This window comes from Cryobacterium sp. M15, from assembly GCF_002929675.1.
In the GTDB taxonomy this organism is placed as follows: Bacteria; Actinomycetota; Actinomycetes; order Actinomycetales; family Microbacteriaceae; genus Cryobacterium; species Cryobacterium lyxosi.
Genome location: NZ_PJJW01000041.1, coordinates 383,925 through 398,833 on the forward strand (window position 1 = coordinate 383,925; position 14,909 = coordinate 398,833).

General features: G+C 64.5%; 14 protein-coding genes. 7 read left to right on the plus strand and 7 right to left on the minus strand.

What is annotated here, in order from left to right; all coding sequences use genetic code 11:
• Positions 1–3: 3 nt before the first annotated feature.
• From CXY83_RS16720 to CXY83_RS16730, 3 genes are read right to left on the minus strand one after another with little or no spacing between them, the layout of a single operon-like run.
• Positions 4–1,485, minus strand: a complete 1,482-nt coding sequence (locus CXY83_RS16720; RefSeq protein WP_104198417.1) for a cation:proton antiporter — start codon at positions 1,483–1,485, stop codon at positions 4–6.
• Positions 1,486–1,488: 3 nt separating this feature from the next.
• The gene (locus tag CXY83_RS16725; RefSeq protein ID WP_104198418.1) at positions 1,489–2,016 is read right to left on the minus strand and encodes a cation:proton antiporter regulatory subunit; all 528 of its coding nucleotides are present in this window, start codon (positions 2,014–2,016) and stop codon (positions 1,489–1,491) included.
• A gap of 38 nt (positions 2,017–2,054) precedes the next feature.
• On the minus strand, positions 2,055–2,450 hold the full coding sequence (locus tag CXY83_RS16730; protein ID WP_104198419.1) for a hypothetical protein: 396 nt from the start codon (positions 2,448–2,450) through the stop codon (positions 2,055–2,057).
• A 182-nt stretch (positions 2,451–2,632) separates the two neighbouring features.
• Between CXY83_RS16730 and CXY83_RS17730 the strand changes: the two genes are divergently transcribed.
• Positions 2,633–2,797 (plus strand): hypothetical protein, encoded by a 165-nt coding sequence (locus tag CXY83_RS17730; protein ID WP_158251917.1) that lies wholly within the window; start codon positions 2,633–2,635, stop codon positions 2,795–2,797.
• A 125-nt stretch (positions 2,798–2,922) separates the two neighbouring features.
• Here CXY83_RS17730 and CXY83_RS16735 read toward each other — a convergent pair whose 3' ends face one another.
• The 3 genes from CXY83_RS16735 to guaB form a co-directional block, all read right to left on the minus strand.
• On the minus strand, positions 2,923–4,653 hold the full coding sequence (locus tag CXY83_RS16735) for a glycerol-3-phosphate dehydrogenase/oxidase (protein ID WP_104198420.1): 1,731 nt from the start codon (positions 4,651–4,653) through the stop codon (positions 2,923–2,925).
• A 111-nt stretch (positions 4,654–4,764) separates the two neighbouring features.
• Positions 4,765–5,883 carry a GuaB3 family IMP dehydrogenase-related protein gene (locus CXY83_RS16740; protein WP_104198421.1) on the minus strand — a complete coding sequence of 373 codons (1,119 nt, stop codon included), beginning with the start codon at positions 5,881–5,883 and terminating at the stop codon, positions 4,765–4,767.
• A gap of 95 nt (positions 5,884–5,978) precedes the next feature.
• Positions 5,979–7,481 (minus strand): IMP dehydrogenase, encoded by a 1,503-nt coding sequence (gene guaB, locus CXY83_RS16745; protein WP_104198422.1) that lies wholly within the window; start codon positions 7,479–7,481, stop codon positions 5,979–5,981.
• Positions 7,482–7,754: 273 nt separating this feature from the next.
• On the opposite strand from guaB, the gene CXY83_RS16750 reads away from it, so the two are divergent.
• The 4 genes from CXY83_RS16750 to CXY83_RS16765 are packed head-to-tail and all read left to right on the plus strand — an operon-like array spanning position 7,755 to position 11,709.
• On the plus strand, positions 7,755–9,020 hold the full coding sequence (locus CXY83_RS16750) for a branched-chain amino acid ABC transporter permease (RefSeq protein ID WP_104198423.1): 1,266 nt from the start codon (positions 7,755–7,757) through the stop codon (positions 9,018–9,020).
• Between the two features lie 8 nt (positions 9,021–9,028).
• Entirely contained in the window at positions 9,029–10,009 is a 981-nt protein-coding gene (locus CXY83_RS16755) for a branched-chain amino acid ABC transporter permease (protein ID WP_104198424.1), read from the plus strand.
• A gap of 25 nt (positions 10,010–10,034) precedes the next feature.
• Positions 10,035–10,955 (plus strand): ABC transporter ATP-binding protein, encoded by a 921-nt coding sequence (locus CXY83_RS16760; protein ID WP_199184988.1) that lies wholly within the window; start codon positions 10,035–10,037, stop codon positions 10,953–10,955.
• Positions 10,942–11,709 (plus strand): ABC transporter ATP-binding protein, encoded by a 768-nt coding sequence (locus CXY83_RS16765; protein ID WP_104127893.1) that lies wholly within the window; start codon positions 10,942–10,944, stop codon positions 11,707–11,709. Before CXY83_RS16760 ends, CXY83_RS16765 begins: the two co-directional genes overlap by 14 nt.
• 122 nt (positions 11,710–11,831) lie before the next feature.
• Here the strand turns inward: CXY83_RS16765 and CXY83_RS16770 are convergent, their stop codons facing one another.
• Positions 11,832–12,305: a MarR family winged helix-turn-helix transcriptional regulator gene (locus CXY83_RS16770; protein ID WP_233201030.1), complete on the minus strand. Its 474-nt coding sequence runs from the start codon at positions 12,303–12,305 to the stop codon at positions 11,832–11,834.
• A 57-nt stretch (positions 12,306–12,362) separates the two neighbouring features.
• Here CXY83_RS16770 and CXY83_RS16775 point away from each other — a divergent pair, with 57 nt between their 5' ends.
• Together CXY83_RS16775 and CXY83_RS16780 are read left to right on the plus strand one after the other, a co-directional pair.
• Positions 12,363–13,172 carry a tryptophan-rich sensory protein gene (locus CXY83_RS16775; RefSeq protein ID WP_104198427.1) on the plus strand — a complete coding sequence of 270 codons (810 nt, stop codon included), beginning with the start codon at positions 12,363–12,365 and terminating at the stop codon, positions 13,170–13,172.
• Positions 13,169–14,827: an MFS transporter gene (locus tag CXY83_RS16780; protein ID WP_104198428.1), complete on the plus strand. Its 1,659-nt coding sequence runs from the start codon at positions 13,169–13,171 to the stop codon at positions 14,825–14,827. Before CXY83_RS16775 ends, CXY83_RS16780 begins: the two co-directional genes overlap by 4 nt.
• Positions 14,828–14,909 lie beyond the last annotated feature (82 nt).

Sequence of the window (14,909 nt, forward strand, 5' to 3'; positions counted from 1 at the left end):
TGATCACGAATAGTCACCTGTGTGCGTTTCTCGCCCGGGTTTGCGTGTTGGTGTCTCGGTCGTGTCATCGGGTTCTGGGGAATGCTGACCGAGAGCGAAATCGGCCATAGAATCCGAACCGGAATCGGCTGAATGCAAGCGTTTCGCTGCGTTCAGCGTATCGGCCGACGCTTGGGAATTGGCCGAGTCGACCATCCGCTTGGCCGCGCGCCGGGTGGCCTCGTCGGCATCCGTCGCCTGAGCGGCTGTCGCTGCCTCGACCAGCGCGATCTCCTCGTCGAGCATCGGGTTGCGCGGCGCACGCGTGGTAGCGGATGCTGGCACGCGGCGACGCAGGGCCGACCCGATTTTCTCGGAATTCGCCGCGAACAGCGGACCAAGAATCGCCATGACCAAAACGTAGAGGCCCGCGAACGGTTGCAACCGCGGGTCGAGCCCGGCCGCGACGGAGAGCGTTGCCAGAATCAATGTGAACTCGCCGCGGTTGACGAAGATCGCGGCGGTGTTGAGGGCCTCGCGTGGACCCATTTTGTGCAGCCAGGCCAGCAGCGCTCCCGACAGCAGGCTCAAGACGAAGGTCATCACGATGGCCACGAGCACCACGCCGATCACCGATCCGAACTGGGCCACGTCGAGGGCGAGGCCGAAGTTGAGAAAGAAGAACGCCGCGAAAATGTCGCGCAACGGTACCGCGACGCGCTCGATTCGGGCGCGGTAGCTGCTCGCTCCGAGCACGACACCGATCAGGAATGCGCCAATCGCGTCGGTCACGCCGATAATCTCACCGATGCCACCGAACAACACCACGAGGCCGAAGAACAAAATCGTGAACAGTTCATCGTCTTTGGTGCGCATAAGGCGGGACACCACTCGGCCGCCCCACCTGGCGAGCGAGAACATGGCCACGAGAAAGAGGAATGCGATAGAAAGCTGGAGCACGATCGGCCAGATCTCGGTCTTGCCACTGAGCACGACGGAGACAATCGACAGGTAGATGGCGATGAAGATGTCGCCGACCACGGTCACGCCGAGGATCATCGGTGTCTCTTTGTTCGCGAGGCGGCGAAGCTCGATGAGCAGTTTGGTGATGATCGCGCTCGAGGAGGTACCGGTCATGCCGGCGATGACGAGGGCTTCGCGTGGCCCCCAACCCACGAGCAGGCCGAAAATGAAGCCGGCGCCCATGTTGATGAGAATCCAGGATCCGCCGGAGATGATCAGGGTTTTGGCGTTGCCGAAGAATTCCTCCTGGTCGAACTCGAGGCCAAGGCTGAACAACAACAGGATCAGGCCGAACACCGCGATAAGTTCGATGTCGCCGGACTCAAAGTCGAGGGGAAAGAAGTCGGTGTTCGGGCTCGCGAGAAGGCCCACGATCATATAGATCGGGATGGTGGGGAGCCCGATCACTTTGCCCAGGCGGCCAAGAACATAAGCGACGACGAGCAGGGTGCCAAGAACGAGGAGATCTTCGCCCACGTGCATCGCTTACCCCCCGGGTGGAGCGTCGACGGTCTTCGCCTTCACTTCACCGGTGCGGAAGAATGCGAAGGCCTTGACGACTTTTTCGGGCGAACCCGCGACGACCAGGGTGTCACCGGGGAAGACCTTGAAGTCGGCAGCGGGGGCCGGGTTGGCCGATTCGCCGCGCACGACGGCGACGACGGTGAGTCCGGCGATGCCGCGGTCGGCCGGATTACCGAGGGGCTGGCCGGCGATATGGTCTTCGTAGTCGACGGTGAACCAGTCGATACTGAGGCCGGGAATCTGGTCGAGGGCACTGAGCGACTCGGTGATCTGGGTACCGCCGAGCAACTCGGCGAGGGTGTGCGCCTCGTCTTCGTTGAGCCGGAGCGAGACCTTGCTCGCGTCGGGCCCGCCCTCCTCGTCGGCGAAGGTGATGAGGTCGCTGTGGCCGGAGCGGTGGGCGATGACGCCGACCTTGCCACCGTCATCCGTGATGAAGGTGTGCAGAACACCCACGCCGGGAAGTTTGACCCGCCGAACATCAACCATTGTCATGACTCCTGAGGTCTAGGGGCAGTTCCTTTATTCTACCGGAGCCGCTTTTGCCGTCCGCGCGCCACCTGGTGCGTCACCGCGCCCAGTGCCGGTGGGCGCTCCCGCCAGAGTTGGCGCGACCTGCGGCACTCGGCCCGGTGAGCGGTCAGCGCCGATCCACCGGTGTTCTCCCACCACTCTGCGGCGGCGATCTGGGGATTCCCACGACCCGCAAGCTGGCCGACGGATGTCCACATCACCGTCCCGCAGGCGTTGGGCGGTCGTTCCCAGCCCGGAATCGTGCGGCACAGCGCCACCACCCCGGACGCCCTGCCGCGCGGCGCTATCGCGCGCGGCGGACTGTTGGTCACGTCCGCGGCGCAGACCGCCGTCACGATGGCGCGCGTGCTGCCGTTTCCGCAGGCTGTCGCGATGATGGACAAGGCCATTCACGTACCACGCAGGATGGCGCCCGGAGGCGGCCCCGTGACGATACTGGTGACGCGCGCCGAGTTGCAGGTGCGCTTCGCGCGATGCCGCAGGGTTCATCGCTTATGTCGACTTCTTCTGGCGAGGCATCAACAAGATCGGCGAGTTCGACGGGCTCGGCAAGTACGTCAAGGAGGCCTACATGAGCGGACGCACCACCGCCGAGGTCGTGATGAACGAGAAGCGCCGTGAAGATCGACTTCGCGCGTGCGGACCATCCGTTTCGCGGTGGGACTGGTCGGTCGCGCGCGACCTCGAGGCTTTCGGAATGTTCCTCCCGCGAAGCGGCGTCCCCCGGACTCGATAGCACACCCGCGTTCTTGCGCCGTCACCGCGCCCGGTGCCGGTAGGCGCTCCCACTAAAGGAGGCGCGACCACCGACAGCTGGCGCGACCACCGACAGGTTGCACGACCACCGCGGGCGCGGGCGGGCTAGTTGGTGACCACGATGTCGGGGGCCTCGAGACGCACCCGGTCAGCGGATTCGTCGTTCGGCTCCTCCTGCGACGCACGCTCGGCGGCAACCCGGGTGAGATAGAAGCCGACCTCGCGGTCGATGCGCTCCTGGTCCCAGCCGAGCACGCCCGCCATCAGCGCTGCGGCGACCGGCGCGGCCGAAACCCCGCGGTCCCACGCCTCGATCGAGATGCGGGTGCGGCGCGCGAGCACGTCTTCGAGGTGCAGCGCGCCTTCGTGCGAGGCCGCGTAGACGACCTCAGCACCGATGTAGTCGTCGGCGCCAGGCAACGGTTCGGCGAGCGCCGGGTTGGCGCGAATGAGGTCAAGCAGCTCGTCGGTGAGGGTTCCGTAGCGGTTGAGCAGGTGTTCCACCCGCACGGTGTGCACACCGAACGCCTTGGCTATCTTGCCGCGCTTATTCCACGCCGCCTGATAGCCCTCAGCACCGAGCAAGGGGATGTCCTGGGTGGCCGAAGCGGGAATGCGGCCATCGAGGGCCGACACTGCGGCATCCACTGCGTCCTTGGCCATGACGCGGTAGGTGGTCCACTTGCCGCCGGCGATCACGACCAGGCCGGGAACGGAGTGTCCGACGAGGTGTTCGCGGGACAACTTGGAAGTCTGGTCACTCTCACCGGCCAGCAATGGACGCAGGCCAGCGTAGACACCCTCGACGTCTTCCCTGGTCAGAGGTACCGTCAAAACTTCATTGATGTGTTCGAGGATGTAGTCGATGTCGGCCGCCGTCGCGGCGGGATGCGCCTTGTCGAGGTACCAGTCGGTATCGGTCGTGCCGATGAGCCAGTGCCGGCCCCAGGGGATGACGAACAAGACGCTCTTCTCGGTGCGCAGCAACAGGCCCATGGCGCTCTGGAACCGGTCGCGCGGCACCACGAGGTGCACACCTTTCGACGCCCGCACCTTGAAGGTTCCCCGCTCGCCAACCATGCGCTGGGTGTCGTCGGTCCAGACCCCGGTCGCGTTCACGACCTGCTTGGCCCGCACCTCGAAGTGTTCGTCGGTCTGCAGGTCGTGGGCGCGCACGCCGACGACGCGCTCCCCCACCTTGATGAAGCCTTCGACGCGCACCCGGCTGGCCGCGTGGGCACCATAGAACGAGGCGGTGCGCACGAGTGACGAGACGTAGCGGGCGTCGTCGACCTGGGCGTCGTAGTAGGTGATACCGCCGATCAGGGCGTCGTTGGCCAGGCTCGGCATGAGCTTCTGCACCTGGCTCTTCGACAGGTGGCGGTGGTGCGGCACGCCGGGCGGGCGACCGCCGGTGTAGGAGAAGATGTCATAGAGCAGCATTCCGGCGCCGATATAGAACCGCTCGGTAAAGCGCTTCTTAAGCGGATAGAGAAACCGGACCGGCTTCACCAAGTGCGGCGCGATGCGCTGCAACAGCAGACCACGCTCGGTGAGCGCTTCGCGCACGAGGCGAAAGTCGAGCTGCTCCAAGTAGCGGATGCCACCATGCACGAGCTTGGACGACCGGCTCGAGGTGCCCGACGCCCAGTCCCGCGCCTCGAGGATGCCCACGCTCAGACCGCGGGTGACGGCATCGAGTGCGGCGCCGGCGCCGACGATGCCGCCGCCGACGACGAGAATGTCGAGTTCCTTTTCTCTGAGCTTGGCGAGAGCGGCGACCCGCTCCTCAGGACCCATTTTTGTGGACCGCGTGACCGAATTGTGGGAGGCCATTACTACTCCTGTTCAGACTCAGTGTTTAAGACGAGAGGTCAGGGGAGGTGCGACAAACAACTGCGACATCAGTGTTGCGGGTAATGCTGAAAAGTACGTCTGTTTTCGACGCTAGTTCACTCGGTACGGCGCGACAACCACTTCCACTCGCTGAAATTCCTTGAGATCGGAGTATCCGGTGGTTGCCATTGACCGACGCAACGCGCCAATGAGGTTGGCCGTGCCATCGGCGACCGGTGCCGGGCCATACAGAATCTCTTCGAGCGGGGCCACTGTGCCCACCTCGACCCGCTTGCCGCGCGGCAGCTGCGCGTGGTGCGCCTCGGCGCCCCAATGGAATCCCCCACCGGGGGCATCCGTCGCCCGGGCCAGCGCGGTTCCGAGCATGACGGCGTCGGCGCCGCAGGCGATGGCCTTGACGATGTCCCCCGAGGCACCGAGGCCACCGTCAGCGATGACGTGGACATAGCGCCCACCGGATTCGTCCATATAGTCGCGGCGCGCGCCGGCGACATCCGCTACGGCAGTCGCCATCGGAGCGTGGATGCCGAGGGTCGCGCGGGTGGTCGACGCCGCTCCCCCGCCGAAACCGACCAGAACGCCCGCGGCGCCCGTGCGCATGAGGTGCAGCGCCGCCGTGTAGGTGGCCGCGCCACCGACGATAACGGGTACATCGAGTTCGTAGATGAACTTCTTGAGGTTGAGCGGTTCCTGGTTCTGCGACACGTGCTCGGCCGACACTGTGGTTCCGCGAATGACGAACAGGTCGACGCCCGCGGCAACGACGGTTTCATAGAGTTCCTGGGTGCGCTGGGGCGAGAGCGCCCCGGCCACCGTGACCCCTCCCGCACGAATCTCCGCGAGCCGGGCGGTGACCAGGGCTGGCTGAATCGGGGCGGAGTACATCTCCTGCATGCGTGCTGTGGCCTTATCGGCGGGCAGGTTGCGAATTTCAGCGAGCAGCGGCTCGGGGTTCTCGTGCCGGGTCCAGAGGCCCTCGAGGTCGAGAACACCGACGCCGCCGAGCTGACCCATCATGATGGCCGTGGTGGGCGAAACGACGGAGTCCATTGGCGCGGCGAGTACCGGAATGGCGAACTGGTACGCATCGATGGTCCAGCTAACCGACACGTCCTCCGGGTCGCGGGTGCGCCGACTGGGCACCACCGCGATGTCGTCAAAGGCGTATACGCGGCGTGCGCGCTTGGAACGGCCGATCTCGATTTCCATGGTCCTAGTTTAGACGGAGCCACCGACATCCCTTTTTCGAGCGGATGCCGCCGCCCCCACCCGATTCAGAGGCAGGGGCGACGAACCGAAAAGCCCTACCGACGGTAGTTCGGGGCTTCAACCACGATCTGCACGTCGTGCGGGTGCGATTCCTTGAGTCCGGCGGGCGTGATACGCACGAACTTGCCCTTTTGCTTGAGCTCGGCGATGGTGCGGGCTCCCACATAGAACATGGACTGCCGCAGGCCACCGACCAGCTGGTAGGCCACGGCGGCGAGGGGGCCGCGGAATGGAACCTGACCCTCGATGCCCTCGGGAATGAGTTTTTCGTCACTGGGAACGTCGTTCTGAAAGTACCGGTCTTTGGAATAGGACGTCTTCGTGCCGCGGGTCTGCAGCGCTCCGAGCGATCCCATACCGCGGTAGGTCTTGAACTGCTTGCCGTTGACGAAGACGAGTTCCCCGGGGCTTTCGGTGCAGCCGGCGAGCAGAGAACCGAGCATGACGGTGTCAGCGCCGGCCACGAGAGCCTTGGCGATGTCACCGGAGTACTGCAGCCCGCCGTCGGCGATGACCGGAATACCGGTTTCCCGCGCGGCCAGCGAGGCCTGGTAGACGGCGGTGATCTGGGGTACACCCACCCCGGCCACGATGCGCGTGGTGCAAATTGAGCCGGGGCCAACGCCCACCTTGATCGCGTCAGCGCCCGCGTCAATGAGCGCCTGGGCACCGGACCGGGTGGCCACGTTCCCGCCGATCACATCGACATCGGCAAAGGCTTTGTCGGCCTTCAGGCGTCGAATGATGTCGAGCACGCCGGCGCTGTCACCGTTGGCGGTGTCTACCACGAGCACGTCCACCCCGGATTCGAGCAGTGCGGTCGCGCGCTGCCAGGCGTCACCGAAGAAGCCGATGGCCGCGCCGACGCGGAGGCGTCCTGCATCGTCCTTGGTGGCGAGGGGATATTCCTCGCTCTTGTCGAAGTCCTTCACGGTGATCAGGCCGGTGAGCTTGCCGTTGGCGTCGATCAGGGGGAGCTTTTCGATCTTGTGTTTCGCGAAGATCGCCAGGGCGTCTTCGGGAGCCATTCCGACCTTGCCGGTGATCAGCGGGGACCTCGTCATGACCTCGCTCACCCGGGTGAACGCCTTCCGGGCGTATGGCACGAAACGCATGTCCCGGTTGGTGATGATGCCCACCAGAATTCCATCGCCGTCAATAACGGGCAGCCCGCTCACGCGGAACTGGCCGCACAGGGCGTCGACCTCGGCCACAGTGGCGTCGGGCGACGTCGTGACCGGGTTGGTGATCATTCCGGATTCGCTGCGCTTGACCAGGTCGACCTGTTCGGCCTGGTCATCGATTGAGAGGTTGCGGTGCAGGATTCCCAAGCCGCCCTCGCGGGCCATGGCGATCGCCATGCGCGTTTCGGTGACCGTGTCCATGGCGCTGGAGAGCAGCGGCAGCGACACGTCGATTCGTCGGGTCAAGCGGGATTTGGTGACCGCTTCGCTGGGAATGACGTCGGTGTGCCCCGGCAGGAGCAGCACGTCGTCGTAGGTGAGCCCGGTGAATCCGAACGGATCTGGCTGATCCATGTAACCCCTTACCTCTAGCTGAAAACAGAAAATTGTCCGCCAAATCGCATGATTTAACGGGTTCTTCAATGTTAAGCGTGTTTGCGCTCATCACATTCCGCCCACGAATCGTGAACTGGTGCGAACTTTCGAAAAAATTAGGACATAATCGGCACTTACAACACCAACGACGTTGGCTGTACTTGTCCGGCGCCCGCTCGGTCAGCCACCGGTCGGCACCAACATGGAGGTCCCGTGAAGTCCACTCTTACGGCTCAGAGATACCTACCCAGAATGCTTGTCATTCTGTTCGTAACGCTCCTCGCAGCCCTGTCCATGGCTACGTTCTCGGCGGCCAGTGCGCACGCCGACGAGGTAGGCACCGAGTACGACTTCACTCTCTCGGGCAACGTGAAGTTCAACGGTGAAGCCCTTGACGGTGTGGCCATCGCCGTCGACGGCAACGGCTACACCGCCGACACCGTGACGGATGCCGCCGGCAAGTGGGCGATCGGCGTTCCCGAGAAGGGCACCTACGAGGTCACCCTCGACGAGGAAACCCTGCCGAAGGGCGTCGTCGTCGCCAAGGGAGGTAACATTATCGATACGGAATTCGGCCTGACCGACCGTAAATCGGTCAACTTCTTCCTCGGTGAAGGCACCCGCAACACGGTAAGTTTCTTCGATCAGTTCGTGAACCGGTTCGTGAATGGTTTGAACTTCGGCCTGCTGCTCGCGCTCGCGGCGATCGGGGTGTCGCTGATCTTCGGCACCACCGGCCTGAGCAACTTCGCGCACGCCGAGATGATCACCTTTGGCGCCCTGATGACCCTGGTCTTCTCGGTCAACCTCGGGCTACCGATCTGGCTCGCCATTCTGATCGCCATCGCGCTCAGCGGCGTGCTGGGGTACAGCCTCGACACTGTGATCTGGAAACCGCTGCGCCGCAAGGGCGTGGCCGTGATCCCCCTCATGATCGTGAGCATCGGCCTGTCGCTCGCCCTGCGCTACCTGTACCAGTATTTTTTCGGCGGCAGCACGAGTCAGCTCCCCGGGGCCGGAATGACCGACCTGAAGTTCGGTCCAATCTCGTTGTCTCCGATTGACCTGGCCAGTATGGGCATCAGCATCGTGGTGCTGCTCGCCGTGGCTTTCTTTTTACTGCGCACCCGCATCGGCAAAGCCACTCGCGCCGTCTCTGATAACCCGAGCCTGGCCTCGGCGAGCGGTATTGACGTCGATAACGTCATTCGCATCGTCTGGGTGGTCGGAGCCGCGCTGGCCGGGCTCAGCGGCGTCTTGTGGGCCTACTTTCGCCCAGGCGTCAGCTGGGACATGGGATTCCAGATGCTGCTTCTCGTCTTCGCCGCGGTGACCCTCGGCGGTCTCGGTACGGCCTTTGGAGCCCTCGTCGGTTCCCTCATCGTCGGGCTCTTCGTTGAGCTATCGACGCTCTGGCTTCCGTCCGACATGAAAGTCGTCGGCGCCCTTGTTATTTTGATCCTGGTATTGCTGTTTCGACCGCAAGGCATTTTGGGTCGTAAAGAAAGAATTGGTTAGGGGTTCACATGGACTGGGGAGCAATCTTTAGCAACGCAGCCGTCGAGCTGATCAGCCCGACCACTGCCGCCTACGCACTCGCCGCCCTCGGGCTCGCCGTGCACTTCGGTTACACCGGCCTGCTGAACTTCGGCCAGGCCGGGTTCATGGCTCTCGGAGCCTACGGCTACGCGATCTCGATTCTGACCTTCGGGTTTCCCGTCTGGGGCGCCTTTCTGGTCGGCGTCGGCGCGTCCGTCATCTTTGCGTTGATTTTGGGGATTCCAACGCTGCGACTGCGCGCCGACTACCTCGCGATCGTCACAATTGCTGCCGCCGAGATTGTGCGGCTATTGTTCACGACGAACACCTACGCCTCCGTCACGGGGTCGGCCAACGGGCTGAGTGGCTACAAGAACGAGTTCGCGGCCCTCAACCCGCTCGCCGACGGCACCTACGGTTTCGGCCCTTTCACGAATAACGCCTATGACACCTGGCTGCGGATCGTGGCCTGGTCCATCGTGATTCTTGCGGCGTTGCTGGTCTGGCAGATCATGCGGAGCCCCTGGGGCCGCGTCATCAAGGGCATCCGGGAAGACGAAGACGCCGTACGCGCCCTCGGTAAGAACGTCTACGCCTACAAAATGCAATCCCTTATTTTCGGTGGCGTACTGGGCACTATCGCCGGAATGATCTTTGCCCTGCCGCGGGCGGTTGTTCCGTCGAACTATCAGACCACGCTGACCTTTTTCATCTACGCCATTCTTTTGCTCGGCGGTGCCGCGACAGTGCTCGGTCCGATCATCGGTTCGATGATCTTCTGGGTGCTGTTGTCGTTCTTCTCTGGCTTCGTCGCCCGGGCTGTGGAAGCGGGCTGGTTGCCGTTCATGACGTCTATCCAAGGCGGCCAACTGCGCTTCATCCTCGTCGGAGTGGCAATCATGTTGATAGTCATCTTCAGACCGCAAGGCATCTTCGGCAATAAAAAGGAGTTGGCTTTTGTCCGCTAACGCTGTTCCTCAGGCGGCGGCTCCGCTGGAGCCGCCCGTTCCCACCAAGAAGCCGGTCAAAACGACCGGCCTGCACATCGGCGAGGCCGCACCAGGCTGCGCGAAGGTCGATCCAATTCTCGTCGTCGATAACGTGCGGCGTACCTTCGGCGGCCTCACCGCCGTTGATGTCGCCCACGTCGAGGTTCCGCGCGGCGCGATCACCGCGCTGATCGGCCCGAACGGCGCCGGCAAGACGACCCTGTTCAACTTGCTGACCGGTTTCGACAAGCCCGACGGCGGCAAGTGGACCTTTGACGGCCGTTCCCTCGCCGGCGTTCCCGCGTATAAGGTCGCCCGCATGGGGCAGATTCGCACATTCCAACTCACCAAAGCCCTCGGGCTGCTGACCGTCATGGACAACATGCTCCTCGGCGCCAAGGGTCAGACCGGCGAGAACATGTTCCGGGCCCTGATGCCGTTCCTCTGGCGCAACCAGGAGGAGGAGAACCGGGAGAAAGCGCTCGACCTGCTCACCAGGTTCAAGCTCGACACCAAGAAAAACGACTATGCGGCGAGCCTCTCCGGCGGGCAGCGCAAGCTGCTTGAAATGGCTCGGGCGCTCATGAGCGACCCGACTCTGGTGATGCTCGACGAACCGATGGCCGGGGTCAACCCCGCACTGACCCAGTCGCTGCTCGATCACATTCTCAACCTCAAGTCCCAGGGCATGACCGTATTGTTCGTCGAGCACGACATGCACATGGTGCGCCACATCGCCGACTGGGTGATCGTGATGGCCGAGGGCAAGGTTGTTGCGGAGGGAGACCCCCACGAGGTCATGCAGAATCCGGCCGTGATCGACGCCTACCTAGGGCAGCACCACGACGAAGACATTGGGGTAGACCCCGATGCCGAGACCGAGCACGTGTCAGCCATAAAGGAGTTGCTCGATGACGAACGCTAACCCGCTGGCCGTGCCGGCTCCAACCGAGACCCGCGACGCTGTCGTCGAGGTCAAGAACGTCACCGCCGGCTACGTGACCGGTGTGAACATTCTCAACTCCTGTTCACTCACCGCCTACGACGGTGAGCTCATCGGAATCATCGGCCCGAACGGCGCCGGCAAGTCGACGCTGCTCAAGTCGATCTTCGGCCAGGTCAAGGTGCGCGACGGCGAAATTCTGCTGCGCGGCAACAACATCACGAACCTCAAGGCCAACAAGCTGGTCGCGCAGGGCGTCGGTTTCGTGCCACAGAACAACAACGTGTTTCCCACCCTGACCATTCGCGAAAACCTTGAAATGGGCATATTTCAAAAGCCCAAGGGGCTCGTCGAACGGCTCGAATTCGTCACCGAGATCTTTCCCGAGCTTCGTAAGCGCATGTCCCAGCGCGCGGGATCGCTCTCGGGTGGGGAACGCCAGATGGTCGCCATGAGCCGTGCGCTCATGATGGGTCCGCACGTGCTGCTGCTCGACGAACCGAGCGCCGGCCTCTCCCCGGTACGCCAGGACGAAGCATTCCTGCGAGTGAAGGAGATCAACAAGGCCGGCGTGACCACGATCATGGTCGAGCAGAACGCACGTCGTTGCCTGCAGATCTGCGACCGCGGCTACGTGCTCGATCAGGGCCGGGATGCGTACACCGGCACCGGACGTGAGCTTTTGAACGACCCCAAGGTGATCGGCCTGTATCTGGGAACCCTCGGGCAGGACTAGGGCGAGTCTTCTAACCGGTACAGTCGGGGTCCGGGCGGAGACCTCCACCGCGCCGTCACGATCTGGTTGGAGCCGTTAGGAGACACGCTTTGGAGGGGTTGCCAGGTGTCGGACGGCCCGGGTCACCAGCGGCGAGCTGAGGAGGCGGAGATGATCGTGAGCAGCGCGTCACGCATCGCGTCCACGTTCTCGAACTCGGGAAAGAGGTCGGCCTCGAGCGTGCGGGACTTCTCCCAGACGGCGGTGCCGGCATCCGTTCTGACCACGGAGTGTCGCCGGGCGTCGTGCGCGTCCCGGGTGCGCACGACGTAGCCCTCGCGCTCGAGTCGTTCGAGGGTGCGGGACATGGTCTGCGTTTGCACGCGGGCGGCATGCGCGAGTTCGGTCTGGCTGAGCGGCCCCGGGCCGAGCAGGTGCAGTGCGATCATGCCGGCGTGGGTGAGTCCCAGCTGGTCCAGCGCCTCCACCCAGGCGTGTTCAACCAGCCGCGCGGCGGTCGAAAGCAGGCGTCCGGTCGGCCAGCAGGCCATGGACTCCTGCACGGGCGCCGGTCTCGGCTCCTGCTCCGCTGGGGGTTCCGGATCAGGTGTAGTCATGCCCCTAATCTAGTGTTAGCGTCAACTAATCAGCTAGCTGACTAGTAGGAGACTGAGATGAAACTGAGCAGCGATCGTCTGCGCCAGACCGTGGTGCTGGTCAGTGCGATCCTGGCCATCGCGGGATCGTTCATCGGTTCGGGCGCCGCCGGCGGAACCCCGATCCAGAACGCATCGGGCGGAGCCCTGGCCGCCGATGCGACCCCGATCGCCCCCGCCGGCCCGGCATTTGGCATCTGGACGCTGATCTACCTCGGTCTCATCGCCTACGCCATCTGGCAGTTCCTGCCGGCGCAGACAACGGATGCCCGGCAACGCAGCCTCGGCTACCCGGTCGCCGCGTCACTGGTCCTGAACGCGGCCTGGATCCTCAGCATCCAATTCGACCTGCTCGCACTCAGCGTTCCCGTGATCGTGCTGCTTCTGGCCGTGCTCGTCCGGGCGTTCCAGCTCACCCTCGCCTCGCGACCGAAGAACCTGGTCGAGACGATCGTCGCCGACGGCACGATCGGCCTGTACCTGGGCTGGGTCAGCATCGCCACCGCGGCGAACGTGACGGCCGTGCTCGTCGCCGGCGGCTTCGGCGGCTTCGGCATCAGCCCGGACGTCTGGGCAGTCGGGGTGATCGCGGTGGCCGGTGTGGTCGGCGTGCTGATCGCCCTCTCCGGGCGTGGCCGGCTCGCCCCCTCCGCGTCCCTCTGCTGGGGACTCGCCTGGATCGCCGTTGCCCGTCTCACAGGCCCCCTTCTCTCCGCCCCGGCCGCGATCGCGGCCCTCGTCGCGGTGGTTGTCATTCTCACCGTCACCGTCACCATTCGCATGCGAAGCTCCTCCCCCTCGTCAACGCGAGGACTGGTACCCGCATGACCAGCACCTCCCCCACCGCCCCCTCGGCCCGCCGCCGCTGGGCCGGCCTCGTCTTCATCAGCGTCGCGATCGCCCTGATCATTGTCGACTCCACGATCATCAACGTCGCCATCCCCTCGATCGTGGATGACCTGGGCATCACGTCGACCCAGGTGCAGTGGGTGCAGGAGAGCTACACGCTCGTCTTTGCCGCGCTCCTACTCGTGTTCGGCACGCTCGCTGACCGCTTCGGGCGCCGCCGCCTCCTGATACTCGGCGTGATCGTCTTCGCCACGGCATCCGTCTTCGCCGCGTTCTCCCAGTCGGGCGACCTGCTGATCCTGGCCCGGCTGATCCAGGGCGTCGGCGGCGCGATGGTGCTGCCGACCACCCTGTCGATCATCAACGCCACCTTCCGTGGCCGGGACCGCGGCATCGCGTTCGCGATCTGGGGCTCGACCATCGGTGGCATGGTGGCCGTCGGCCCGCTGCTCGGCGGCTGGCTCACCACCTACTTCTCCTGGCGCTGGGCGTTCGGCATCAACGTGCCCTTCGGCATCGTCATCATCATCGGTGTGCTGGTCTTCGTGCTCGAATCCCGGGATGCCGGGGAGCCTCGCCGCGTCGACGTGGTTGGCGCCATCCTCTCGGTCATCACCAGCGCCTCGCTTGTCTTCGGGCTGATCGAGGGCCGCACCTACGGCTGGTGGCGCACCAACAACGCCCCGACGATCGGCGACTGGACCTGGCCGTACTCATGGTCGGTTATCCCGTTCGTCTTCCTGCTCACCATCGTTTGCGGGATCGCCTTCGTCTCCTGGGGCCGCTACCGGCAACGGGCCGGCCAAAGCACCCTGCTCGCCTTCTCCCTGTTCGCGATCCCCTCGTTCCGTAACGGCAACATCGCCGCCATGATCGTGTCGCTCGGCGAATTCGGCATCATCCTCTCGCTGCCGCTCTGGTTGCAGAACGTGCTCGGCTATGACGCCCTGCAGACCGGTTTCGTGCTGCTCGCCCTCGCGGTGGGCTCGTTCCTGGCCAGCGGGCTGTCGGGCGCGTTCGGCAACAAGACCTCGCCGGAGGCGATCGTGCGCATGGGCATCATCGCGGAGATCATCGGTGTCACCGGGCTCGGCATCGTCATCACCGCGGAAGCCACCTGGCTAACGGTCGTGCCGTTCCTGTTCGTCTACGGGATCGGCGTCGGCCTGGCCACTGCGCAGCTGACCGGCGTGGTGCTCAAGGACGTCCCTGTGTCGCAGAGCGGCCAGGGCTCCGGCACCTCCAGCACCGCCCGACAGATCGGGTCCGCGCTCGGAATCGCGGTGCTCGGCACGGTGCTGTTCACCGCGGTCGGCGCATCGCTCGACGCGAAGTTGTCCTCCGTGCCGGGCTTTTCGGCCCAGACCCAGACGCAGATCGTCGACGCGGTCGTGAACAGTGCCGGCTCCGCGATCCCGGCTCTCGAGGCGCAGAGCCCGGCTGTGGCGGATGCCGCGCGGGAGGCCTTCAGCGACGGTACCCGGTACTCGGCCTTCGCCGCGGCCGGGTTTCTCGTGCTCGGCTTCCTGGCGACGCTGCGGCTCTCCGGAACGGCGCCGCATCACGAGCAGCGCGAAGAGGAAGCGACCGGAGCAAGCGTCACCGCCGCCCGCACGTCGGGGGAACCGGTCTAGGGCCTGTTGCTTATAGCCTGGCGGGGGTTTTTGGCAGAGATTCCGGCACATGTCTCCTACTGGCATGGTGACGCCCGGCCGC

Bases quoted from the DNA above. Each gene is read 5' to 3' on its own strand.
- CXY83_RS16725 (WP_104198418.1), bottom strand. From the start codon at position 2,016: ATGGTTGATGTTCGGCGGGTCAAACTTCCCGGCGTGGGTGTTCTGCAC.
- CXY83_RS16780 (WP_104198428.1), top strand. From the start codon at position 13,169: ATGACCAGCACCTCCCCCACCGCCCCCTCGGCCCGCCGCCGCTGGGCC.
- CXY83_RS16775 (WP_104198427.1), top strand. From the start codon at position 12,363: ATGAAACTGAGCAGCGATCGTCTGCGCCAGACCGTGGTGCTGGTCAGT.
- CXY83_RS16735 (WP_104198420.1), bottom strand. From the start codon at position 4,653: ATGGCCTCCCACAATTCGGTCACGCGGTCCACAAAAATGGGTCCTGAG.
- CXY83_RS16740 (WP_104198421.1), bottom strand. From the start codon at position 5,883: ATGGAAATCGAGATCGGCCGTTCCAAGCGCGCACGCCGCGTATACGCC.
- guaB (WP_104198422.1), bottom strand. From the start codon at position 7,481: ATGGATCAGCCAGATCCGTTCGGATTCACCGGGCTCACCTACGACGAC.
- CXY83_RS16765 (WP_104127893.1), top strand. From the start codon at position 10,942: ATGACGAACGCTAACCCGCTGGCCGTGCCGGCTCCAACCGAGACCCGC.
- CXY83_RS16720 (WP_104198417.1), bottom strand. From the start codon at position 1,485: ATGCACGTGGGCGAAGATCTCCTCGTTCTTGGCACCCTGCTCGTCGTC.
- CXY83_RS17730 (WP_158251917.1), top strand. From the start codon at position 2,633: ATGAGCGGACGCACCACCGCCGAGGTCGTGATGAACGAGAAGCGCCGT.
- CXY83_RS16750 (WP_104198423.1), top strand. From the start codon at position 7,755: ATGCTTGTCATTCTGTTCGTAACGCTCCTCGCAGCCCTGTCCATGGCT.
- CXY83_RS16770 (WP_233201030.1), bottom strand. From the start codon at position 12,305: ATGACTACACCTGATCCGGAACCCCCAGCGGAGCAGGAGCCGAGACCG.
- CXY83_RS16730 (WP_104198419.1), bottom strand. From the start codon at position 2,450: ATGGCCTTGTCCATCATCGCGACAGCCTGCGGAAACGGCAGCACGCGC.
- CXY83_RS16755 (WP_104198424.1), top strand. From the start codon at position 9,029: ATGGACTGGGGAGCAATCTTTAGCAACGCAGCCGTCGAGCTGATCAGC.